Origin of the sequence: Fluviicola sp., from assembly GCF_039596395.1 — a bacterium.
Lineage (GTDB): Bacteria > Bacteroidota > Bacteroidia > Flavobacteriales_D > Crocinitomicaceae > Fluviicola.
Genome location: NZ_JBCNJT010000002.1, coordinates 1261487 through 1284406, shown reverse-complemented (window position 1 = coordinate 1284406; position 22920 = coordinate 1261487). Strand labels below are relative to the sequence as shown.

Annotated in this window: 20 protein-coding genes; 15 read left to right on the top strand and 5 right to left on the bottom strand. The window is 43.7% G+C overall.

Annotated features, from left to right (window positions below; all coding sequences use genetic code 11):
• Window positions 1-19: 19 nt before the first annotated feature.
• From ABDW02_RS14450 to ABDW02_RS14425, 6 genes are all read left to right on the top strand, one after another.
• Window positions 20-838, top strand: coding sequence for an AraC family transcriptional regulator (locus ABDW02_RS14450; protein WP_343635632.1), 819 nt, complete (start codon window positions 20-22; stop codon window positions 836-838).
• A 146-nt stretch (window positions 839-984) separates the two neighbouring features.
• On the top strand, window positions 985-2472 hold the full coding sequence (locus ABDW02_RS14445; RefSeq protein ID WP_343635630.1) for a S41 family peptidase: 1488 nt from the start codon (window positions 985-987) through the stop codon (window positions 2470-2472).
• Between the two features lie 109 nt (window positions 2473-2581).
• The gene (locus tag ABDW02_RS14440; protein WP_343635628.1) at window positions 2582-3514 is read left to right on the top strand and encodes an NAD(P)H-binding protein; all 933 of its coding nucleotides are present in this window, start codon (window positions 2582-2584) and stop codon (window positions 3512-3514) included.
• Window positions 3515-3526: 12 nt separating this feature from the next.
• On the top strand, window positions 3527-4453 hold the full coding sequence (locus tag ABDW02_RS14435; RefSeq protein ID WP_343635626.1) for a helix-turn-helix transcriptional regulator: 927 nt from the start codon (window positions 3527-3529) through the stop codon (window positions 4451-4453).
• 152 nt (window positions 4454-4605) lie between these two features.
• Window positions 4606-6162 carry an aldehyde dehydrogenase family protein gene (locus ABDW02_RS14430; RefSeq protein WP_343635624.1) on the top strand — a complete coding sequence of 519 codons (1557 nt, stop codon included), beginning with the start codon at window positions 4606-4608 and terminating at the stop codon, window positions 6160-6162.
• 345 nt (window positions 6163-6507) lie between these two features.
• Complete coding sequence (locus ABDW02_RS14425) at window positions 6508-7272, top strand: hypothetical protein (RefSeq protein WP_343635622.1); 765 nt, start codon at window positions 6508-6510, stop codon at window positions 7270-7272.
• Between the two features lie 2 nt (window positions 7273-7274).
• Here ABDW02_RS14425 and ABDW02_RS14420 read toward each other — a convergent pair whose 3' ends face one another.
• Entirely contained in the window at window positions 7275-7478 is a 204-nt protein-coding gene (locus ABDW02_RS14420) for a YwbE family protein (RefSeq protein WP_343635620.1), read from the bottom strand.
• Between the two features lie 67 nt (window positions 7479-7545).
• Between ABDW02_RS14420 and ABDW02_RS14415 the strand changes: the two genes are divergently transcribed.
• From ABDW02_RS14415 to ABDW02_RS14400, 4 genes are all read left to right on the top strand, one after another.
• A complete protein-coding gene (locus tag ABDW02_RS14415; protein ID WP_343635618.1) occupies window positions 7546-8046 on the top strand; it encodes a hypothetical protein in 501 nt (166 codons plus the stop codon).
• The gene (locus tag ABDW02_RS14410) at window positions 8043-8780 is read left to right on the top strand and encodes a DUF2071 domain-containing protein (RefSeq protein ID WP_343635616.1); all 738 of its coding nucleotides are present in this window, start codon (window positions 8043-8045) and stop codon (window positions 8778-8780) included. Before ABDW02_RS14415 ends, ABDW02_RS14410 begins: the two co-directional genes overlap by 4 nt.
• A 121-nt stretch (window positions 8781-8901) precedes the next feature.
• On the top strand, window positions 8902-10251 hold the full coding sequence (locus ABDW02_RS14405; RefSeq protein WP_343635614.1) for a SpoIIE family protein phosphatase: 1350 nt from the start codon (window positions 8902-8904) through the stop codon (window positions 10249-10251).
• Window positions 10252-10254: 3 nt separating this feature from the next.
• The gene (locus tag ABDW02_RS14400; protein ID WP_343635612.1) at window positions 10255-10860 is read left to right on the top strand and encodes a CHAP domain-containing protein; all 606 of its coding nucleotides are present in this window, start codon (window positions 10255-10257) and stop codon (window positions 10858-10860) included.
• A gap of 37 nt (window positions 10861-10897) precedes the next feature.
• On the opposite strand, the gene ABDW02_RS14395 is transcribed toward ABDW02_RS14400, so the two are convergent.
• From ABDW02_RS14395 to ABDW02_RS14385, 3 genes are all read right to left on the bottom strand, one after another.
• Entirely contained in the window at window positions 10898-11641 is a 744-nt protein-coding gene (locus ABDW02_RS14395; protein ID WP_343635610.1) for a hypothetical protein, read from the bottom strand.
• A gap of 93 nt (window positions 11642-11734) precedes the next feature.
• Window positions 11735-14179 (bottom strand): carboxypeptidase-like regulatory domain-containing protein, encoded by a 2445-nt coding sequence (locus ABDW02_RS14390; protein ID WP_343635608.1) that lies wholly within the window; start codon window positions 14177-14179, stop codon window positions 11735-11737.
• Window positions 14180-14210: 31 nt separating this feature from the next.
• Window positions 14211-15929: a peptide ABC transporter substrate-binding protein gene (locus tag ABDW02_RS14385; protein WP_343635606.1), complete on the bottom strand. Its 1719-nt coding sequence runs from the start codon at window positions 15927-15929 to the stop codon at window positions 14211-14213.
• Window positions 15930-16183: 254 nt separating this feature from the next.
• On the opposite strand from ABDW02_RS14385, the gene ABDW02_RS14380 reads away from it, so the two are divergent.
• Window positions 16184-16990 carry a hypothetical protein gene (locus tag ABDW02_RS14380; RefSeq protein ID WP_343635604.1) on the top strand — a complete coding sequence of 269 codons (807 nt, stop codon included), beginning with the start codon at window positions 16184-16186 and terminating at the stop codon, window positions 16988-16990.
• Window positions 16991-17115: 125 nt separating this feature from the next.
• Window positions 17116-17517 carry a methylmalonyl-CoA epimerase gene (mce, locus tag ABDW02_RS14375; RefSeq protein WP_343635602.1) on the top strand — a complete coding sequence of 134 codons (402 nt, stop codon included), beginning with the start codon at window positions 17116-17118 and terminating at the stop codon, window positions 17515-17517.
• Here the strand turns inward: mce and ABDW02_RS14370 are convergent.
• Complete coding sequence (locus tag ABDW02_RS14370; RefSeq protein ID WP_343635600.1) at window positions 17497-18126, bottom strand: HAD family phosphatase; 630 nt, start codon at window positions 18124-18126, stop codon at window positions 17497-17499. The genes mce and ABDW02_RS14370 overlap by 21 nt on opposite strands.
• A gap of 38 nt (window positions 18127-18164) precedes the next feature.
• Here ABDW02_RS14370 and ABDW02_RS14365 point away from each other — a divergent pair, with 38 nt between their 5' ends.
• The 3 genes from ABDW02_RS14365 (at window position 18165) to odhB (ending at window position 22739) form a co-directional block, all read left to right on the top strand.
• Entirely contained in the window at window positions 18165-18509 is a 345-nt protein-coding gene (locus tag ABDW02_RS14365; protein WP_343635598.1) for a hypothetical protein, read from the top strand.
• A gap of 195 nt (window positions 18510-18704) precedes the next feature.
• Window positions 18705-21428, top strand: coding sequence for a 2-oxoglutarate dehydrogenase E1 component (locus ABDW02_RS14360; protein ID WP_343635596.1), 2724 nt, complete (start codon window positions 18705-18707; stop codon window positions 21426-21428).
• A gap of 30 nt (window positions 21429-21458) precedes the next feature.
• Window positions 21459-22739 (top strand): 2-oxoglutarate dehydrogenase complex dihydrolipoyllysine-residue succinyltransferase, encoded by a 1281-nt coding sequence (gene odhB, locus ABDW02_RS14355; RefSeq protein WP_343635594.1) that lies wholly within the window; start codon window positions 21459-21461, stop codon window positions 22737-22739.
• Window positions 22740-22920 lie beyond the last annotated feature (181 nt).

The following is a 22920-nucleotide window of genomic DNA, read 5'->3' as shown; positions in this document are numbered from 1 at the left end:
TTTCAATCACACAAGCAAGATGGATTACCAGGTAAATTATATAAACCCCGAGATTAAACTTTCCAGTTACACGGGCAAGTTATTTAAAACCGAAGCGGCATTCGAGGATCATTTGCTTGTGTGGTTGATTTCAGGAGAAACGAAAATCATCCAGGCAGATGAACGTTTTGTGTTCGGTCCGGGAAGTACTTTTTTAATCCCAAGGAACCAATTGGCCACGATTATCAATCTTCCAAAGGACGGAGAGCCTCACAAAGCAGTAGCTATGCACCTGTCGGCTAAAAGATTGCGCGAATTTTACGGGAATGAACCTGTAAAACGAAAAACGGTCACTCCAAAAATTTTCAGTTTCCGGAAACATCCTTTGCTGGAAAGTTGCCTGGCTTCGCTCATTCCCTATTTTGACATGCAGGAAAACTTTCCCGAAAGCATCGCTTCTCTGAAAATTACGGAAGCCATTTCCATCCTCCATACGATTAACGAAAACATCGACGCTGTGTTAGCAAACTTTGATGAACCTCACAAAATCGATCTGACCGCTTTTATGGAGAAGAACTTTATGTTTAATATGCCCCTGGAAAAATTCGGGTATTTGACCGGACGAAGCCTGACCACGTTCAAACGCGATTTTCAAAAGGCTTTCCAGGTCACACCGCAGCGCTGGCTGACCAAAAAAAGACTGGAACTGGCACATTACCAACTTGCCGAAAAGCATAAAAAACCGGTGGAAGTTTATTATGAAACCGGGTTTGAGAATTTATCCCATTTCTCGTATGCTTTCAAAAAACAGTTCGGTTATTCACCCGTTCAGCTTATAAGCCGGAAAAATGCTACTTAAGCATGTTTTATGATTGCCGGAAAAAATTGGGAAAAGTAATTTCTAAAAAATCCTGCGCATAGCTAAACATCTCCAGGCAAACCTTTTACCTTGCGGATTCTAAATTTTGAAGTAATTTACCGGTCGATTTACCATTTACTAAGAGTATGAAGCTGCTAAAACCAACTATTGCATACATTATCGGATTCGCATTGAGCGGTACTGTTTGCGCACAGATTGCTGTTCCAAATAATGGCTTCGAACAAAAAGATCCGGCATCTGATACCCAAACCGCGTTCTGGAAAGCAGAGAATGATCAGTTCCTGTGTAAAACCGATAACAAAGAGTTCTTCAAGGGTAAGTACAGTCTGAAGCTGGAAAGTAATACTGAAGGACATCATTTCTTTAACCAGGAATTTCCTTTTAAATCGCATGGGTTGAGGAAGTTTAAACTAAGTTGTGCTGTCAAAACAAAAGATCTGGATGGGAGTATTATTCTGGGAGCAAGGTTATTCGATAACACCGGGGCACTGCTTCCAAAAATGCTGTTTAAACTAACGGAAACGAAAAACCAGGACTGGACACTGGCAGAAGGGTTTTTTGTAGCTGAAAAGGAAGCTGCCAAAATCCGGATTTTCGGAGACCTTCTTGGAACCGGAACCGCATGGATTGACGAAATAAGCGTGGAAGAACTTCCGGAACCAACCAAAGCTCCATCCGTTGAAACAGCCATGTACATTCACGAATACTTCGATATCGTATATGAGAATTCTATTATTACCGATAAGAGTTTCATTGCCGGAATCAAATCGAAGACAATGCAATTGTGTGGTGACAATACGAGCAAAAATGAGTGCAGATACATACTTCAATACTTCACCACCTCCAAACTCAACGACAAACATTCCTTTTTTACTACGCCTGAAGAATGGAAAAATATGGTTGAAGGAGGAAAACATCCGGGTACCGGGGAAAACCTGCACAATTTTCCAACCGGGAAAATGCTGGATAACTCAATCGCCTACCTTTCCCTGCCCATGTTCGTTTCTTCAGACCCTGATCTGTTGGCGAAATATGCAGATACGCTGCAAACACTTATTTCATCTTTTGATAAACAAGAAACGAAAGGCTGGATCATTGATTTAAGCCAGGATATGGGAGGAAATTGTTTCCCGATGATTGCCGGAATTGGTCCGCTTATTGGCAACGGGGTTTGTGAACACTCCTTTTCGGGCAACGGAACAGTGAGGCAACTGATTTATAACGATGGATGGACCGGTACAGCGTGGATTGGCGGAGACAGTTCGCTCGTTTTTATGAAATCCAACCCCTATCAATTAAAATACAAAAACAAGCCCATTGCGGTTATTTATGGAAACAACACCGCCAGTTCAGGGGAAGTAACAGCTCTTGCATTGATAGGACTTCCCCACACAAAAAGCTTCGGGCAGGAAACCTACGGCGTTTCAACACGCGTTGACAATTTTGAATTGAGCGATGGCTCGTACCTGAACCTGGCTTCAGGAATAGATGCAGACAGGAATAAAAATAAGTACGGCGGGAAAATAAAACCAGACGTCGAAACGAAAGACACGGAAACGGCCATCCGGGCAGCGGTAAAATGGATCCTGGAAAAAAGAACCGATTCCAGGTAACCACCGGATAGAAAATCGGCTCCTATTCATTTCGGCTACAACAACAGTCATTTTGCTTACATGCGTTTGTTGCGTTGCCTGCACCTTTGTGATATTAAAAAACAACAGGATGCAAATCGTATTAACAGGCTCATTGGGCAACATCAGCAAACCTCTTGCACAGGACTTAATTGCAAAAGGACATTCGGTAACCGTAATCAGCAGTAACCCGGCGAAACAAAAAGAGATCGAAGCATTGGGAGCACGCGCTGCTATCGGGAAATTGGAGGGCGCTTCTTTCCTTACAAAAACAGTTACCGGAGCAGATGCCGTTTATTGCATGATTCCCATGAGTATGACCGAAACGCACTTTCGCAAGTACATGCATACCACCGCGAATACCTATGCACAGGCAATCCAACAAGCAGGAATCAAACGCGTGGTAGTATTGAGCGGTTGGTCTGCAGATTTGATCAAAGGCGAAAACGTAGAAGGAATTTTTACCGAATTACCGGATGTTTCGATCAGTATTTTGCGCCCGGGAGCTTTCTACACCAACTTCTTTTTCTCCATGGACCTCATCAAAGGCAAAGGTTTGGTGGGGAAATACCTGACACTTCGTTATTCAGGTTTGATGGCTTTACTGACCGGTAAAACCGGCTTACTGATGGGAAACTACGGTGAAAATGACCGGATTGTCTTTGTTTCTCCGAAAGACATTGCCGAAGCAGCAGCTGAAGAACTGGTAAGCATTCCCGCAGAAAAAGTGAAAGTGCGTTACGTAGGAAGTGAAGAACTGACCTGCAACGAAGCAGCAAAAATCATCGGAACAGCTATCGGGAAACCCTGGCTGAAATGGGTACGGATCTCCGACAAACAAATGCTCCAGGGATTGAAAATGGCGAAAATGCCTTTGGAACTGGCAGAAACGATGGTCGAAATGCAATCGGTGATGCACAGCGGAAAGCCGCTTCAAAACTTTCACCGGAACAATCCAAAAATGGGAAAAGTGAAACTACGCGATTTTGCCAGAGAATTTGCAGCAGTTTATCATCAAAAGTAATATCATTGCAGTATGTCGAACGCGAAGCCGCACAGAGTTCAATCCATCAGTGAGTTTCACCGCTACAGGGGCTTGCCCGGGCCGAAACATCCGCTGATCAGTATAATCAGCATGGAAGATTTCACGGAAATACCTGAATTCAATGACATGTACGCGGTATTTGACTTCTATTTCATTGCCCTGAAACGCATGAAAGGTGTGAAATACAAATACGGGCAGATGCATTACGATTTTGAGGACGACGGGATTTTGTTCTTCATGTCGCCGAACCAGGTGCTGAAAATGGAGATCTACGAAAAGGAAATTTCCGAAAGGCCATCCGGCTGGATCCTGCTCATACATCCTGATTTTATCTGGAATACCTCACTAGCAAAGACGATCAGGCAATACGAGTTCTTCGACTATTCGGTTCACGAAGCCTTGTTCCTTTCAGAAAAAGAAGAAACAACCCTCAACGGGATTGTGCAACTCATCCGGCAGGAATACCATTCCAACATCGACAAGTTCAGCAAGCAGATCATCATTACACACATTGAGAACCTGTTGAGTTATTGCGAGCGATTCTACAACCGCCAGTTTATTACACGGGAAAAAGCAAATCACCAGGTGCTGGAACAACTCGAAAAGCTGCTGACAAACTATTTCAACGATCCCGATCTGGCTTCCACCGGTTTACCGACCGTTCAATACGTTGCTCAACAACTGAATCTTTCACCGGGCTACCTCGGAAGTTTGCTACGCGTGCACACCGGGCAAAACACGCAGCAGCACATTCATGAAAAACTGATCGAAAAAGCGAAGGAAAAGCTTTCCACTACAGCACTTTCCATCAGTGAAATTGCCTACGAACTGGGCTTCGAGCATTCCCAGTCATTCAGCAAATTATTCAAGACAAAAACCAATCTATCCCCTTTGGAGTTCCGACAGGCGTTTAATTAAATTTCTCACGCAGATTATGCAGATTTACGCAGATAACATGCAGGTCCTGTCTCCCGCTTGAATCCTTAACATTTATTCGCTGGATAATTCATTGAGATTCACGGCGAGTCGTCAAAAAATTGTGTAATTTTGCACAAACTAATCGAATAGGAATGTCAGCAACAGCAACAGATCTTGGAATACAAGAAACATTAAAAACATTGGGAATTGAAGCGGTAAACCGCGGAGCTTCCACAGGAGGATATTGGTTTAACACACGTGGAGCTCAAATCGATTCAGTTTCACCGGTTGACGGACAAGTGATTGCATCGGTTTCTTCTGCAACGGAAGCAGAATACGAAGCAGTGGTTTTGAAGGCTCAGGAGGCATTCAAATACTGGAGAATGATTCCTGCTCCGAAACGCGGAGAGGTAGTTCGCCAATTGGCGGAGAAAATCCGTGAGAAAAAACAAGCTTTGGGTGAGTTGGTTTCCTATGAAATGGGAAAATCCTTACAGGAAGGTTTAGGAGAAGTTCAGGAAATGATCGATATCTGTGATTTCGCAGTAGGTCTTTCCCGTCAATTATACGGTCTTACGATGCACTCTGAGCGTCCGGGACACAGAATGTACGAGCAGTACCACCCGCTTGGAATCGTAGGAATTATTTCTGCATTCAACTTCCCGGTGGCTGTTTGGAACTGGAACACGGCTTTGGCTTGGGTTTGCGGTGACGTTTGTATCTGGAAGCCATCCGAGAAAACACCTTTGACTGCTATCGCTTGTCAGAAGTTGACGCAGGAAGTATTCGAAGCAAACGGAGTTCCTGAAGGAGTTTCCTGTTTGCTGATCGGGGACGCCGAGCTTGGAAAATTAATGTCCAACGACGTTCGTATTCCATTGGTTTCTGCAACCGGTTCTACCCGCATGGGGAAAGCTGTAGGTGAAGCAGTTGGACGCCGTTTAGGAAAATCCCTGTTGGAATTGGGAGGAAACAACGCAATCATCATTACTGAAAGTGCTGACTTGAAAATGGTTGTTCCGGGTGCTGTATTCGGTGCTGTAGGAACTGCCGGACAACGATGTACTTCTACACGCCGTTTGATTATCCACGATTCTATCTACGATAAAGTGAGAGATGCATTGGTAAAAGCTTACGGTCAGTTGAAAATCGGGAACCCGCTGGATCAAAACAACCACGTTGGGCCGCTTATCGATAAAGATGCCGTTGCTGCTTACCAGAATGCATTGGTACAGGTAGTGGAAGAAGGCGGAAAAGTATTGGTTGAAGGTGGTGTTCTTTCAGGAGAAGGTTACGAAAGCGGATGCTACGTAAAACCTGCAATCGCAGAAGCACAGAATACTTTCAAAATCGTTCAGCACGAAACATTTGCACCGGTATTGTACTTAATGAAGTACACAGGAGGTGTGGAGAATGCAATCGCGCTTCAAAATGGAGTTCCGCAAGGATTATCTTCTGCAATCATGACCAACAACCTGCGCGAAGCAGAAGCGTTCTTGTCACAGGCAGGTTCTGACTGCGGAATCGCGAACGTAAACATCGGTACTTCAGGTGCTGAGATCGGTGGTGCTTTCGGTGGTGAAAAAGAAACAGGTGGCGGACGTGAGTCAGGATCCGATGCATGGAAAGTTTACATGCGCCGTCAGACAAACACGATCAACTACTCGGATTCATTGCCATTGGCACAGGGAATCAAATTTGATTTGTAAGATCAATCAAACATATTCGGAACGGGCTGCGATGTATCGCAGCCCGTTTTGTTTATATCAACCAAATTCCATTCATCACAAATACACGAATATTTTAGAAACGTCCGTCGTGACGAATTTGCTTCTTTGTTTTTCCAGGGCGACCGTAGGCGCCCTTTCTATTTGCGCATTTGCAGTAATTTGGGAGTGGGTATCAATGTAATTACTATGCTCTCTACCCAAAATAAAATCTCCGGATTTGCGTTTGATTCTCAAACCCAAACGATGAGATTATCGCTTTTCATACTGCTTTTTTCCAATTATTGCTTCGCGCAAAAATCATTGCCGGAGACTCGCTTTTACAACATGTTCAAAATTGATTCGCTGATCCGGGGAGATTGGAAGCTGGTGAGAACAGTTGTCAATTACCAGGAAAGCCGTGAAAAGAAAAACGAATGGCTGAGAATAACCAACGATTCCCTCTTGCTCCTTAGCGAACATTCCAAAAGGTTTTATCCTGAGCCGATTTCCAATCAGTACAAATACGAAGTAACAAAAGACCACCGGCCCATTCCATCGCATCATTTGAATGTCTACCATCAAAAAGGAAAGAAAATAAGCGACAATCAATACTTCGACATTTCGTTCAAGAGCTTCCATGAACTGGTGATTCGATCAGAATCTGATTTGGATGAAGGTATCGGAACAACCCGAATTCACATCGTACGTGTTTATGAACGCGTGGGGCAACAAAACCCAATTTCCCGGTTGCTGAGTACAAACGCCTGGTATTACTGCAAAGACCAGGCACAGGAATTTTTACAATTGAATGCTTCGAAAGAACTGGAATTTCATACCGATTCTCTGTTGGCCGGGAATTGTAGCTCAAATTCTACCATTCTGCGGTTCAAAAATTCCATGGACGAACTGAATTTTACACTTGATCAGCAATCCAATCAGATAATCGGGTTTTTCTCCGGTGAACAAAAAGCAGTTATTGACGAACAGCACCAATTGCTTTACCTGTTTTTCGGAAATATGATACTGGCTTACCGCGTCAAAGAGCTTACGGAAGAAAAATTGATCCTTGAACAGGATAATGAACTCACAAGACGGTTAAATACACAGTAAAGTCAATCCACATCCCCGTCGATGATCTCCGTCACTCTTCCTACTAATTTATCAACCGTCATGATCTTGATCCCATGCGGATGAGAAGGCGCACTCGTCAGGATGGATTTCACAATACCTTCTGTTAACTCTCCGCTTGCCTGGTGTTTCTTCTGAACAAAGAGAACCAGCATTCCCGGTTTGATGTCTTTTCGCAATGGTTTCATGGTTCAAAGATAAGCAAGGACATTGAATGAAGGATTTTATTACCTTTAAAAGACAATTCGTCCGAAAATGGAATCCAATCGAATCAAGCAATTTCTACCCGTAGAAAAATACCGGATCGTCACCAAATTATCTCCTGAAGAAGTCAAAGAGCATATCGCTCACCTGCTCTTTTCGGAATATAACGGAAAACTCGTTGGAAATACATTCAAAATAAACCGGAACATCAACTACCAAAACTCTTTCTTACCGGAAATAAAAGGAACTATTACAACCTGCTTAGGGAAAACAGAAGTTGATCTATCCATGACTTTAACGTTATTCGTAAGGATATTCATGATTGTTTATTTCTCACTATTGGCAATTCCGTCCGCAGTTATTCTGCTGGTACTGTTCCGCCGGCTGTTGCACTTCTACTTTGAAGGCCTTAGCCCTTTTTTAGTCATTCCCATTGGAATGTTCCTGGTTGCTTATCTACTCATGATACTGGCATTTAAAGGGGAAGCTAGAGGAAGCAAAAAACGGTTGAATACGCTTTTGAAAGCAGAAACTATTTCCTCTCAATCATGAAAAAAGAAACCAAAAACGCGCTTTTTCAATCTGTTTCCCACAGATCCTGGCCACTCCCGGCAAAAAGCTGGAGGTATTACCAGGAATGGAACCATGCTTTATTCCTTCACTGGAAAGTTTCCCCGGATTTACTGGAACCTTTTATTCCAAAGGATCTGACACTCGATACTTTTGACGGAGAAGCATGGATTTCCGTGGTCGCATTTACGATGCAAAAGATCCGTCCGAAAAACCTGCCCGCTTTTTCTCCTGTTTCCGATTTTCACGAAATCAATGTCCGGACTTATGTGAATTACAATGGGAAAGCCGGGGTTTATTTCCTGAATATCGAAGCGCAAAAGCTGGTTTCGGCCAAACTTTCCAGGTTGCTTTCGGGATTGCCTTATGAAAAAGCAAAAATGGTCCGGGTCCGGAAAAACATCCTTCAGGAATATACTTCAGACCTGAAGAAAAAAGGATTCCGCTTCTCTGCGAAATATGCGGTTTCAGATCAGAGCGTGCCAAAAACAGAACTGGACTCGTGGCTGACGGAAAGGTATTGCCTGTACCTGGATCGTGGTCCGCAAACTTATATCTATGAAATTCATCACCTGCCCTGGGAATTGCAGCAAGTGAAGGTCGAAGAAATCCATACGGATTATCGGCTGGGAAAAATTGATCTGAACCATCCACCGGATCGCATTCATTATTCACCGGGCGTTAACGTAATTGCGTGGAGCAAACAAAAGCTATAATAAACCATATAGGTCATATAGAAAACATAGATCATAGATATAGCCCTCAAAGAGTACAAATAAAGCTATGTGCGCTATGTACTATGTGGTTCGCATGATGCAGAATGCTATATTTAACCCCATGATTGCGCAAATACTCAACAACGGAATTACTACTGAGAACCCTGATTCTCTGAATCGTAAGATCCGTATTGGAAATCTGATCGCCCTGTTGACGGCAACTATCATGTTCTGTTACACGCCAATCTATTTTTACTACCATCAGCCGGCAGGCATTTTCAACAACGGTTTTTTCTTCCTGGCCAGTTTGGTGACTTTCTTCCTCATTCACCGGAAAAAATACCGGCAGGCTTTCTTCTTTCACGTTTGCTGTGGATTCATTTACTTCATTGAAGGAACGCTGGCCTACGGCTTGCAAACAAACCTGCATTTTTACCTGTTGATTATGTGCATGATCAGTGCCGTGATGTTTGACCGGCGAAAAACCATTCAGGGATTCATTGCCTTTGCCATTCTTTCATTTTTCGGTTTGATCACCTGGCTGAATTTGCATAAGCCGTTTATTACGGACCTGGAGCAATCCGAAACGGTTCAAACCATTATCGGGAATGTCAATTTGCTGCTGCTTTTTATGATCAGTTCGCTTTTTATTTTGTTCTTCAAGGAAGACATGCTGAAATCACAGAAACACATCCTGAAACAAAAACAGGTCATCGAAGCAAAGAACAAAGACATGCTCGACAGCATTCAATATGCACAACGCATTCAGTTGGCCTTATTGCCGGGCAGAAATAACCTGCAAACGCTTTTCCCCGGATCTTTTCTCCTGTTCCAGCCCAAAGACATTGTAAGCGGCGATTTTTACTGGATTTTCCAAAATGAACAATACCGCTTCGTTGCTGTTGGTGACTGCACCGGTCATGGTGTTCCGGGAGCATTGATGAGCGTACTGGGAATTAATCTTCTGAATGAGATTGTAGAGAACAAAGGTGTATTGGAACCTGCAGAAATTCTGAACGAACTGCGTTCGGGGATTATTGCTGCATTCGACAAGGAAGGTAAAAGCAGTGAATACAAAGACGGAATGGATATTTCGATCCTGCGGATCGACCGGAAAGTGAACACCTACGTTTTTGCGGCTGCCAATAATGGGGTTTACCATATTTCGGGGCAAACACTCGAAGAACGAAAGGCGAACAGACAACCGGTCGGCTATTCACACGACCTGAAACCTTTTACGCAACAGGAATTCCCGTTCCAAACAGGTGATTTGCTGGTTTTGTTTACAGATGGTTTTGCAGATCAGTTCGGAGGGCCAAAAGGGAAGAAATTCCGGTACAAAAATTTCCAGGAACTCCTTTTGAACAACCGGGAAAAAGACCTGCAAAAAATACTGCCTGAAACGTTTTACGAATGGAAAGGGGAATTGGAACAAATTGATGATATTTGTGTCCTGGGTATCCGACTTTAACCGATGAAAAAAACCGTCTTCCTGTTACTTGCCATTAGTGCCACAAGTGTCCTGGTCTTCCTTCTCTATCAGAAAAACACCGCCCCAACGCGCAATTACCAAATCGGTGACCGGTTGGACAGTTTAAATAACGTAGTGGTGTACTACAACGGCGGAATGGGCAACGTCAGCGGAAGAAACACTTCTCCCGACGGATACAACATCGGGTTGAAATACCAGTGTGTGGAATTCGTAAAACGCTATTATTACGAATACTACAAACACAAAATGCCGAACGCTTACGGAAACGCCATCGACTTCTTCAATAAAGATCTCAAAGACGGTGAATTAAACAAAGACCGTGATTTGATCCAATACACCAATCCCAGCAAGACCAAACCTCAGATCGGTGATTTAATTGTTATGGACGCAACCTGGACGAATGAATACGGACATGTGGTGATTGTTTCAAATGTTACTGAAGATGAAGTAGAGATCATCCAGCAGAATGCCGGGAACCCGGATCACCCGAGGGATGTTTTTGACCTGGAACAAACGGATGGATTGTGGGAAATCGACCATTCGCGGATTCTGGGTTGGTTACGCATGAGAAAAAGCGCCAGCTTTTGATTCGATACGGCAAACGTTAGAGCAGCCTATTACGATATTAGTTATAAAAAACTGTATCCCTGAAATAAATCGTATTGTTTTTCACCTCAAAACGGAGGTCGTAATCCCGGGATCTTAATTCCTCATCAATTTCCGTATCAATCACTTTTTCGTGCACATGCATCACGATGCTTTGCGGAGTTTTGGATTCAATCGTGAATTCACTTTGAACAGGAGTATGTTCTTCGCGGGAATCCATCCAAACAGCTACAGCAAAGTCAAGGCCTCTGTTAACCATTTTTCCGTTCAAACGGAACGCCACCGGTGAATCAACACAATTCCCGCCTTCGGTAATTATCCGGGAAAGAAAAATGTATTCTCCCGACCGGACCAGCAATTTGCTCAATTCATAAGCACATGCTCCATTCGCTATCGGAATTAATCCATTACTCATTATTTTGAATCCTTTCTCCTTGGTTTCGGTCAACCGGAAAAACGGATAATGGGTTTCTGCGGGATTTTCCAAGTAGCAGCTTGCAATCCAGACATCTTTACCGACTCTTAAAAAAGTGGCCAGCGTGTCTTCTTCGTCGTAACCCGAAAGATCGTATTTATCCAATAATTTGAGTGAAAAATCGCGTTCGAGGCGTTGTAATTCCTCAGCGTTTAAATACCCTTTCTGTTCTTTGAGTTTCTCAAAGAGTTTTCCGTCGTTGATTTTCTTTTGCCGTTTGGGACTATTGCACGCAAGAAGCAGCGAAGCAATGGTTATAACAATCCAGAATCCTTTCCAATCTCGCATCTTCACACATTTTGATAGTCAGACGTAACATTTCGGAATTACGTTTTCATCCTAATTTCAGACAAAAAGAAGCCCGATCAAAACAATTAAGTGTTATTCTTTCTTTCCGCTGGCCAATTTGAAACTGATCCGGTAATAGAAAATCGGAAGGAAGCCCAGCTGCGTCTTCTCTGCCAAGGGTTCTTTGCTCGGATCCGCCAGATCAGGCGCGTAAGCCAATCCCAGGATATTTCGTGTATTCAGGATGTTTACCAAATCCAAACCGATCTCGTGCGTAACTTTCTTCGCGTTCATTTTCCAGCTGATCTTTAAATCCGCACGGAAATAGTCTTTGAACTGACGCGTATTGAATGCCGAATCGCTGAAGATTAATTCCTTTTGAGCCGTTGTAGCCGGCAGATTGATATAGCCGTAGCGCTTTCCTCCTGCTACCGTTACTTTTCCACCCAAACCAAGCGTGTGTTTTTTACCCAGCTTGAATTCTTTTCCGAACAATACGTTTGCCGTATACAATCCATTGTAGCTGGTATTGCGCTCCACACCATCGCTTCCCTTGTATTTACTGTCGTAGATAGAAACGGTTGTGAGCACATAAAAACTCTTGTCGAAGAACTTTTGAAGCGTTAGTTCCAGACCGTAATTCATTCCCGTTCCGGTATTCTTCAACGTATCCGGGAAGAAACGCGCAAAACCGCTTCCCTGGTTGATCATCGAGAAGGAAGAAGGCTGAACCGTTACCGGAACTTCATACAGGTACTGGTAATAAATTTCCGTCTTGAACTGGAATCCTTTCTTGAAATTCTTTTCATAACCGATAGCGGAATGCATCGACTTGGTGAAACCCATGTTCTTATTGTGGTAGATCTGGTTTCCGGCTGCATCTTCCAGGTGATACGTGTAGGTATAATAAGGTTGTGTCTGACTATGTAATCCGGCACCGGCAAATAATTTCTGGTTTCCTTTCATCGACCATTTCCAACCCAAACGCGGTTCCACCGGACTTAGTGAATTGCTGAATGAATAATACTGCGCATGCAATCCGGCTGTGAAATCCATGGTTTCCGTGATGCGGTATTTCCACTGGAAGAAAGGCTGCACTAAAATTCCTCCCTGGCCTTTATAGTCCCAGCGATTGATGAAAGCTGTTCCCGAAGTATTCAAAACACTGTCGATCATGTTGAAGGTCAGGAAATCCGCATTCAATCCTGCTTTGATAATGTGCTGCTTACCGATCTTGTGATTGATGCTGAACATTCCCGAGTATTTCGCAATCTTGAAGTCATAACCCATGATGCGGTAAATGCTGTCCACGCGGATTTTCACTTCCGGCTCGCCACCGTTGTAAGTCGTATCCAACGAGCGGTTCAACAAATCATGGTGCGAATGCTGGTCTTCAATACTTCCAGAGAAAGTTGTTGTCAGGAAAGTACGTTCGGAAAGTGATTTCTTATAAGTCAACCCGGCAACAGCCATTCCCGTTCCGAAATACTGATCGCGGTCACCTTCTCCGTATAAGTCGGTGGTATATTCGGTTTGCTCGGAAATCAGGATTTTGATATCGCTTTTCCCTCCGATTCCCCAAAGGGAAAGCTGTCCTCCTTTCTTGAGCGGGAAATTGAACTTAAAAGCTCCGTCGCCATAAACCGGAACGGCATCCGTACCGATGCGGATTCCCATGAACTGGAACAAGCTCAGCGTCGAATAACGGCCCATGATCAGGTAACTCGCATTGGTTTTCTTGCTCAAAGGTCCTTCCGCCATGACTTCTGTTCCCAGGAAACCGAACTGCCCGGTAAATTCGTGTTGTTTGGAATTCCCGTTGCGCAGTTTCAAATCAAAGATTCCCGAAACAGAGTTTCCGTATTCAGCAGGGAAAGCAGACATGAAGAAATCTGAATTCGCCAGACTTTTGTTGTTGATGATCGAAACCGGCCCACCGGAACTTCCCGAAATGGAGAAGTGTGAGGGATTCGGAATATCAATTCCTTCTACTTTGTAAACAATTCCAAGCGGTGAATTTCCGCGTACCACGATATCATTCCGGGAATCATCGGCTCCCTGAACTCCGGCAAAGTTACTCGCCATCCGGGCAGGATCTCCCCGCGAACCGGCATAACGTTCTGTTTCTTCCACTGAAAACTGCTGGGCAGAAACAGTCGCCATTTCATTTTTGACTTCACCCTGTTTCTGTGCCACAACCACTACTTCTTCTACTTCACTGATGCGTTCCTTGATCTTGATCTCCAATACGGTTTGCTTCCCGGAATTCACCTCAACAGAAGCCGAGTAGTTTTCATAAACCGTTGATTTAATCGATAAGGGATGTTTTCCGACAGGAACATTCAAAAATTCGAACACACCTTCATCGTTGGTCATGGTTTTCAGCTTGGAGCTATCGGAAAGACTGATGATGACCTGTGCTCCGAAAACCGGGAAATCCGATTCCGAATCCAGCACGGTACCACGAACAGTTTGGGTAGGTTGCGCAATCAATACGGATACGAACGCGCAAAACAATACGGTAAGAATAGTTTTCATTCTTTGATTATATCAACCCGTAAATATACACTTATTGAATAGACTTCAAATATTCTTCTTTCGTCCACTCTTTGATATACACTTTGCGTAAATCCAAAAATTCCATCGGGTTATTTTTCAGGTTGCGCACACGCGAGTAACTCAAAGTGAAATCATTGGCATACCAAAGCGGGATGATTGGCGGGTTCTTCATCAGCTCGATCTCTGCCTTACAGAATAATTCCAGTCTTCTTTTCTGGTCAGCCGAACGGCCTTGCTCAAAATACTTGTCAAACAACGGATTGACATAACGGGATTGGTTTCCGCTTGAAGGCAGGTCTTTGGATTTCGGAACGATTTTCCCGTAAAAATTCCCCAGGAAAGTTTCCGGGCTGGAATAATCCGCAACCCAGGCAGTACGGAACATGTCTCCCCGTCCCATATTCCCGTCTTCATTTCGTTGTTCGAAATTGGAACCGTCAATATTTACATTGATTCCCAAAGTCTGGTAAATCTGATCGGCCAATTCTTCTGCAACCGCCGTGTTCAAATCACTGATATCCAATCTCAGGTCCACACTTCCGAATCCTTTTCCGTCCGGGTAACCTGCTTCAGCCAATAGTTTTTTTGCCATTTCAGGGTTGAAGTCATATCCGTATTTCTTAATCTCAGAAAAATTGTAGCCTTTGAACACCGAACTGATAGGCGGAGTAATTCCATAAATCCCGTATTCGTAAAATTGGTTCCGAAGCACATTATCCGCCAGGCGTTTCCGGTCGATCGCATAATTGAATGCCTGTCTGACACGCACATCCTGGAAACGCGGATCATTCATATTGAAGAAATAATACTGAGTAGTCAATAAAGGATTGTTATACAATTCCTTCAACGGGGGCTGCGCATTGAAATCAGAAATTCGTCCGTCCAGCATTTCAGTAATGCGGGAAGTAGGCAAACCGGAAATCATTAAGGTTTTGCCCTGTTCAAACATTTCCAATTGCTCCAGCTTTCTGGTCTGCACATAAAAAACAACCGAATCCAGGTAAGGCAATGCATTTCCTTTGTTGTCGACCATGTAATAATCGGGGTTCTTTAGCAAAATATACGTTTCGTTATCTGTTGGCTTTGTAAAACAAAAAGGGCCTGTTCCAACTACATCTGTTTCCTTGTTTGCTTCTGCAACTTTTCGCGACACGATGCTTGCACTCAGGTTCGCCAGTTTATTGATGTAGGTCTGGTCGGGATTCAACAGGGTAATCTCAAAGGTGTTCTTTCTGACCTTCATACCGCTGATCGATTTTGCTTTTCCTTCGTAGTATTCCTTTGCTCCTTTTACCTGGTTGGAAAGCAGGAACACGTAAGCCGCGGTTGGATTTCCTTCTGCATTCGGTTTACAGGCTTTTTCAAAAGTGAACAGGACGTCATCAACAGTCAGCTTGCGCTCATCCATGGATCCGAACACCGGATTATCGTGAAAATAAATATCGTCACGGATCGTGAATGTAAAAACCGTTCCGTCATCGCTGATGCTCCATTTCTCGGCAATTTGCGGCTGAAGCGAGAGATCTTCCGCGTTGAAACTAACCAACCCTTCCATGACCTGTGAAAGCAGTTCGAAAGAATAGACATCGTTCACTTCTCTGGGAATAAAAGTAGTAGGTGTATTATCCAAAGCCATTTTAAAACTTCCTCCTGCAAATTCAAATTGCTTTTTATCTGAACCACATGATGTAAGGATAAGAATCAGGAAAATTACGGGAACTAATTTCATAGTAGGCAAGCGTTTATTCAATACAAGAATAGAAAAAATCTTTTACTAAAATAACTTAAAAAAACAAAATATTCATATCCCAAATATCAAGTTTCTAATCGAAATTATCGACGAACGGTCGAAATTTCATGATAAATTAACTCATTGGCTGGTTGAAGCGAAAAAAATTTTGTAATTTCGTACTCTAAAATGTTGGTAATGTAAAAAATAGCTATTATACTTGCCACAGTTTTTAGTGTAGCTACTAGATAAAAATGAAACAATTACAAACAATCTTACTTTGCTCTTTCGCGTTACTGCTAAGCTTTTCAAGCTCAGCGGTTCTTTCCATTGAAGGAAGCTATCAGGGTAAAAACTTGTACGTCCAAAATCCTGAGGATGGAGACGGTTTTGGTTTCTGCGCGACCAAAGTAACCGTAAACGGTGATATCCTTCCGGGCGGAACAGCCATTTCGGCTTTTGAAATCGACTTTTCTCTTTTTAATATAGAAATAGGTGAACCTGTATTTATAGTTATAGAACATAACGATGGGTGCAAACCAAAAATTTTAAATCCGGAGGTATTACTTCCAAGAAGTACCTTCAACACGGTTGACATTCAAATCCAGAACAGCGGAATGCTTACCTGGAAAACAACCAACGAACAGGGAAAACTTCCTTTCATTATCGAACAATACCGCTGGAACAAATGGGTGAAAATCGGTGAAGTTCAGGGAAAAGGAACACCGGGAACAAATTCTTATGAATTCCTGGTTGCGCCTCACTCCGGTGAAAATACAGTTCGTGTGGTTCAAATCGACCATTCCGGTGCAAAAAGAAACTCCAAAGACGTGAAGTTTACTTCTTCGGTTCCTGTCGTCGTCAAGAACCCGGTCAAGGTCAAGGATCAAATCAATTTTACAGCCTCCGGGAAACCGATCGAAACCAAGTACGAGATCTATGACGCCTACGGAAATATCGTCAAGAAAGGAATCGGCTCATCGGTCCCTTGTTCGAACTTACTGAAAGGAGCTTATTACATCAACTTCGACAATAAGACAGAGAAATTCTTTAAGGGATAACTCTATCAAAAGATATCTTGAACCCTGACAGGCATCGTCAGGGTTTTTTGTTTTATCTAAATTTGATTTCTGTGGGACGCGATTAATCGCGCGGCCACCGTTATTCTTTTTATTATCTTCATCCCATGAATAAAATCGAACACATCGGAATTGCAGTCAAAAACCTCGACGAGGCAATTAAAACATATACCGAATTACTTGGCACCGAATGCTACAAAACAGAGGCAGTAGCAAGCGAAGGTGTGAAAACTGCTTTTTTCCAGGTCGGAGAATCAAAAATCGAATTGTTGGAGGCAAGTAATGAAACAAGCCCCATTGCTAAATTCATTGAAAAGAAAGGCGAGGGAATCCATCACATTGCATTTGACGTTACCAACATCGAAGCATCCATGAAAGACCTTGCTTCGAAAGGATTCCAGTTACTGAACGAACAGCCGAAGAACGGTGCAGACAACAAACTGGTAGCATTCCTGCATCCGAAATCTTCGAACGGGGTTTTGGTAGAATTATGCCAGGAAAAAGGGTAAATCAAACACCTCTTCGTTTTTGCCGAGTAAGATCGCTTCAATCCCGGCAGCTTTAGCACCTTCAATGTGCTGCGGACTGTCATCGATGAAAAGTGTTTTTGCAGGATCCAGGTTGTTTTCCGAACAGATAAATTCGAAAATCTCCTTATCCGGCTTGCGCATCCCGATAGCAGAAGAGAAATACGTTTTCTCAAAATACTGTTCCAGGTTGCGATGCCCCACCGCTTTATCGAGTGATCTTCTCACTGCGTCGATGTGCAGGTCATTCGTATTACTCAATAAAAAGAGACGGTATTTCTGTGAAAGCGCTTCCAGCCGTTGCAGGCGTTCTACCGGGAAATCCAGGATCATGGAATCCCATGCATGGACAACTTGGTTTGCGGTAGTTCCCGGAGGTAATAAATCCAGTAAGCGGTTCACGAAATGAAAAGAGGAAATTTGCCCGGTCTCATAGCGGTCAAACAACTGTACTTGCTGCAACTGCGAATAAGATGCTCCAAAATTGGCCAGCCCGAGCGCAACAAATGCTTTTTCTGTTAAATCGTAATCCAAATTCAACAAAACGCCTCCCAAATCAAAAATGATTGCTTCTTTTGAGTTATTAATCATGCTGCAAAAGTACTAAGTTCCACAGGAATCACCGGATTATGGAAGAAAAAGATTTAAATGAGCTCGTTCGGAAAATTCAATTGCGGTTGAGCCGGCGCAAATTGCTTGAAAAATTGCAGGCACAGACCCACAAAGACTTTCAACGCGCCGGAATTCCGGATTTCGAACTGAAAAGTACCGATCCCGCAGCCTGGAACGAGGAAATACAGACGGCACTGCAAAAATTGACTGAAAATGAACTGCAGCACCTGCTCTACCTCATCGATATACCGGAAACCATTTTAAGGGAAACCAACTCGCACGAAAACCGGCTGTTTTACCTTTCCAATGCCATCTTACACCGGGAATTGATGAAAGTGTATTTTCAAATCCAGTTCAAGTAGGGATCAATTCTCGGTGAATAATGATCGATTATCAGGACGAACCTAAAACCCCTCCTGATAATTCATTCATTCATAATTGATACTTAATCTTCAGCCTTGTAACAATATATAGCAATTTTGCATTTTTTTATCGCGATTTTCGCTTCTCGCTTGGACTAAAAGTTTTAACTTTACCCACCATTATAGTGCACCAACATGGATAAAGTGACGTACGTCGGAAATGCAGATGTAAATGCGATAGATCATTTATATCAGTCATACATAAAAGACCCTGAAAGCGTAGATCTTAGCTGGCAAAAATTCTTTGAAGGATTTGATTTTGCCCGCACGAACTTCGAAGACGGTGGCGACATTCCTGAAAACTTTCAGAAAGAATTTAAGGTAATTAACCTGATCAACGGGTACAGAACCCGCGGTCACCTGTTTACCAAAACCAATCCTGTACGCGAGCGCAGAAAGTACGAACCAACCCTGGCAATCGAAAACTTCGGTTTGGATGCGTCTGATCTGGATACTGTTTTCCAGGCAGGAGAACAAATCGGTATCGGGGCAGCAACCCTGCGTGATATTATCCAGGATTTGGAGCAATGCTACTGCCAATCCATCGGTATCGAGTATATGTTCATGCGCGAACCGGAACGTTTGGAATGGTTCAGAAACAGCATTGAAGTAAAGAACCGTCCGAAATTCGACATCGAGCGCAAAAAGCACATCTATAAAAAACTGGTTCAGACTTCCAATTTTGAAGCCTTTTTGGGTAAAAAATACGTGGGTCAGAAGCGTTTCTCCGTAGAAGGCGGTGAAGTGCTGATCCCGGCTTTGGATGCCCTGATCGAAAAAGGATCAAGCCTTGGCGTAGAGTATTTCGTGATGGGAATGGCTCACCGCGGACGCTTGAATACCTTGACAAATATTTTCCAGAAACGCCCTCAGGATATCTTCTCCGAATTTGAAGGAAAAGAATTCGACGCTGACGGTGCTTTTGACGGAGACGTGAAATACCACCAGGGATATACCAGTTCAACAACCACCAAAGACGGAAAAGTAGTTGGCCTGACCTTGGCTCCGAACCCTTCTCACCTGGAAGCAGTTGACCCGGTTGTTCAGGGAATTGCACGTGCAAAACTGGACGCTCATTTCAAGGATGAGAACAAGGTTTGCCCGGTTATGATCCACGGTGATGCTGCTGTTGCAGGACAGGGAATTGTTTACGAAGTTATCCAGATGGCTTTGCTTGATGGTTACAGAGCAGGTGGAACGATCCACATTGTGGTAAACAACCAGGTTGGATTTACAACGAACTTCCACGACGCACGTTCCTCTACTTATTGTACGGACGTAGCAAAAACGACTTTAACTCCCGTTTTCCACGTAAACGGAGACGATATTGAAGCGGTTATCCAAACGATTGAGATCGCTATGGAGTACCGTCAGAAATTCCACCGTGATGTATTCATCGATTTGTTATGTTATCGTAAATACGGACACAACGAAGGAGATGAGCCTAAATTCACGCAGCCGAATTTGTATGACATCATCGCAAAACACCCGAATCCGAAGGTGATTTACCAGAAGCAATTAACGGCCGAAGGTTCATTGACTGACGAAGAGGTTAAAACGATCGAGGATGAATACAACAACTACCTGGAAAGTGAATTTGAAACAGCCCGCAAGAATGAAAAAGCAGTTGTTTGGGATTTCCTGAGTTCTACCTGGGAAGGTTTCCGTCATAGTACTTCGGCAGATTTCGATTCCAGCCCTGAAACAGGAGTTCAGAGAGAGAAATTATTCGAACTTGGAAAGAAACTGGCTACTTTACCGGAAGGTAAAAAGTATTTCCGCAAAATTCAGAAAATCTTCGACGACCGTTTAGCAGCGGTTGAAAACAATAACCTCGATTGGGGAACAGCAGAAATGCTGGCATACGCCACTTTACTGGACGAAGGAATTCCGGTACGGATTTCCGGACAGGATGTGGAGCGCGGTACCTTCTCTCACCGTCACGCTGTGGTAAAAACAGAAGACACCGAAGAAGAAATCGAGACATTGAACATGCTTTCTGATAAGCAGGCACCGTTTACTGTTTACAATTCCCTGCTTTCCGAATACGCCGTACTTGGATTCGAATACGGGTATTCCCTGGCCACTCCGAAAGGGTTGACAATCTGGGAAGCACAATTCGGGGATTTCTTCAACGGTGCACAGATTATGATCGACCAGTTCATTACTGCCGGAGAAGACAAATGGTCTACTCAAAGTGGATTGGTAATGCTGCTTCCTCACGGATACGAAGGACAAGGTGCAGAGCACTCCAGCGGACGTATGGAACGTTGGTTACAGCAATGTGCCGATGACAATATCCAGGTTGTAAATACTTCTACACCTGCAAACCATTTCCATTTGCTTCGCAGACAGCTGGTTCGTCCGTTCCGTAAGCCTTTGGTTGTTTTCTCTCCGAAAATGATCCTGCGTTTACCTGCTGCAACTTCCACTTTGGAAGAAATGGCAAACGGTTCTTTCCAGGAAGTCATTGACGATCCGAATGCAAAAGCAGGACAGGTGGATACGCTGGTTTTCTGCTCCGGGAAGTTCTATTACGAAATGAAGGAAAAAGCGACTGAAATGGGTGTTGACAATATGGCTTTTGTCCGTATCGAACAATTGTACCCGTTGCCTCAGAAACAAATCGATGCGATCGTTGCAAAATACAATGCTAAAAATGTAATCTGGGCCCAGGAAGAGCCGGCAAACATGGGAGCATGGACTTACATTGCAATGAACCTGAGACACATTCCGTTCAAAGGAATTACACGTCCTGCATCTGCAGCTGCGGCTGAAGGTTCCAAAAAATTACACGAGCGCCGCTTGAAACAATTGTTTGCAGATGTATTTCAATTCGCATCCGTAGCAGCTAAATAAGATTATTAGAAAACTAAATACGATTCAATTATGTCAATCCTTGAAATGAAAGTACCTAGCCCGGGAGAATCAATTTCTGAAGTAGAAATTGCAACCTGGCTGGTTTCGGACGGTGACTATGTAGAAAAAGACCAGGCTATTGCAGAAGTAGATTCTGACAAAGCAACCCTGGAATTGCCGGCAGAACAATCCGGTATCATTACCTTGAAAGCTGCTGAAGGCGATGTAGTAAAAGTAGGACAAGTAGTTTGTTTGATCGATACTTCCGCTGAAAGACCTGCAGGATCAGCTGCACCGGCTGCTGAAGCCCCAAAGGCCGAAGCGAAAGCTGAAGCAACTCCGCAACCTGTTGCTGCTCCGGCTGAAAAAACCAGCGCTCCGACACCAAATCCGGGACCTGTAAGCGATAGTTACGCAAAAGGAACTCCTTCACCGGCTGCTGCGAAAATCATGGCTGAGAATGGTGTATCCGGTGCTAAAATCAACGGTACGGGAAAAGACGGTCGTATCACGAAACAAGATGTGGTAAGCGCTATGGCTGCCGGAATTCCTGCTGATGCTGCTCAGGGATGGGGAGGAACACGCGACCAGAACCGCGAGAAAATGTCCATGCTTCGCCGTAAAATCGCAGAACGTTTGGTTTCTGTGAAGAACGAAACAGCGATGTTGACGACTTTCAACGAGGTTGATATGAAACCGATCATGGACCTGCGTGCAAAATACAAGGATCAGTTCGCTAAATTCCACGATGTGAATCTTGGATTTATGTCTTTCTTCACGAAAGCAGTAACGGAAGCATTGAACTTATTCCCTGCAGTAAACGCCCAGATTGACGGAAATGAAATCGTATTCCACAATTATGCAGATGTAGGTATTGCCGTTTCTTCTCCGAAAGGATTAATGGTTCCAGTTGTACGCAACGCAGAGCAAATGAGCCTTGCTGAAATCGAAAAAGAGATCAAGCGCCTGGCAGTAAAAGCCCGTGACGGGAAAATTGCTCCGGAAGACATGACCGGTGGAACGTTTACAATCACCAACGGTGGAGTTTTCGGTTCTATGATGTCTACACCGATCATCAACCCGCCGCAATCAGCTATTTTGGGAATGCACAACATCATTGAGCGTCCGGTAGCTATTGACGGAAAGGTGGAAATCCGCCCGATGATGTACCTGGCATTGTCTTACGATCACCGCATCATCGACGGAAAAGAATCTGTTAGCTTCCTGGTAAAAGTGAAAGAAATGATCGAAAACCCGGAAAGAATCATTTTCGGAGGAAAAGATCCTTACGCAGTACTTTTAGGATTGTAATTACAACCAAGAGATATAGACCCCGTTTGCATTGCGAGCGGGGTTTTTCATTGATACAAGTTCAAAAAAGAATTCAAAGGTTCAAAAGGTTTAATGGAACATTTTTGAACGCTTTGAACCATTTGAACCTTGTTTAATCTTTGATTAAACGAAAAACCGGCACAGAAAATTCTGCACCGGT

Excerpts from the sequence above, each read along its gene's own strand:
- ABDW02_RS14450 (WP_343635632.1), top strand. The coding sequence starts at position 20 with ATGGATTACCAGGTAAATTATATAAACCCCGAGATTAAACTTTCCAGT.
- ABDW02_RS14445 (WP_343635630.1), top strand. The coding sequence starts at position 985 with ATGAAGCTGCTAAAACCAACTATTGCATACATTATCGGATTCGCATTG.
- ABDW02_RS14440 (WP_343635628.1), top strand. The coding sequence starts at position 2,582 with ATGCAAATCGTATTAACAGGCTCATTGGGCAACATCAGCAAACCTCTT.
- ABDW02_RS14435 (WP_343635626.1), top strand. The coding sequence starts at position 3,527 with ATGTCGAACGCGAAGCCGCACAGAGTTCAATCCATCAGTGAGTTTCAC.
- ABDW02_RS14430 (WP_343635624.1), top strand. The coding sequence starts at position 4,606 with ATGTCAGCAACAGCAACAGATCTTGGAATACAAGAAACATTAAAAACA.
- ABDW02_RS14425 (WP_343635622.1), top strand. The coding sequence starts at position 6,508 with ATGTTCAAAATTGATTCGCTGATCCGGGGAGATTGGAAGCTGGTGAGA.
- ABDW02_RS14420 (WP_343635620.1), bottom strand. The coding sequence starts at position 7,478 with ATGAAACCATTGCGAAAAGACATCAAACCGGGAATGCTGGTTCTCTTT.
- ABDW02_RS14415 (WP_343635618.1), top strand. The coding sequence starts at position 7,546 with ATGGAATCCAATCGAATCAAGCAATTTCTACCCGTAGAAAAATACCGG.
- ABDW02_RS14410 (WP_343635616.1), top strand. The coding sequence starts at position 8,043 with ATGAAAAAAGAAACCAAAAACGCGCTTTTTCAATCTGTTTCCCACAGA.
- ABDW02_RS14405 (WP_343635614.1), top strand. The coding sequence starts at position 8,902 with ATGATTGCGCAAATACTCAACAACGGAATTACTACTGAGAACCCTGAT.
- ABDW02_RS14400 (WP_343635612.1), top strand. The coding sequence starts at position 10,255 with ATGAAAAAAACCGTCTTCCTGTTACTTGCCATTAGTGCCACAAGTGTC.
- ABDW02_RS14395 (WP_343635610.1), bottom strand. The coding sequence starts at position 11,641 with ATGCGAGATTGGAAAGGATTCTGGATTGTTATAACCATTGCTTCGCTG.
- ABDW02_RS14390 (WP_343635608.1), bottom strand. The coding sequence starts at position 14,179 with ATGAAAACTATTCTTACCGTATTGTTTTGCGCGTTCGTATCCGTATTG.
- ABDW02_RS14385 (WP_343635606.1), bottom strand. The coding sequence starts at position 15,929 with ATGAAATTAGTTCCCGTAATTTTCCTGATTCTTATCCTTACATCATGT.
- ABDW02_RS14380 (WP_343635604.1), top strand. The coding sequence starts at position 16,184 with ATGAAACAATTACAAACAATCTTACTTTGCTCTTTCGCGTTACTGCTA.
- mce (WP_343635602.1), top strand. The coding sequence starts at position 17,116 with ATGAATAAAATCGAACACATCGGAATTGCAGTCAAAAACCTCGACGAG.
- ABDW02_RS14370 (WP_343635600.1), bottom strand. The coding sequence starts at position 18,126 with ATGATTAATAACTCAAAAGAAGCAATCATTTTTGATTTGGGAGGCGTT.
- ABDW02_RS14365 (WP_343635598.1), top strand. The coding sequence starts at position 18,165 with ATGGAAGAAAAAGATTTAAATGAGCTCGTTCGGAAAATTCAATTGCGG.
- ABDW02_RS14360 (WP_343635596.1), top strand. The coding sequence starts at position 18,705 with ATGGATAAAGTGACGTACGTCGGAAATGCAGATGTAAATGCGATAGAT.
- odhB (WP_343635594.1), top strand. The coding sequence starts at position 21,459 with ATGTCAATCCTTGAAATGAAAGTACCTAGCCCGGGAGAATCAATTTCT.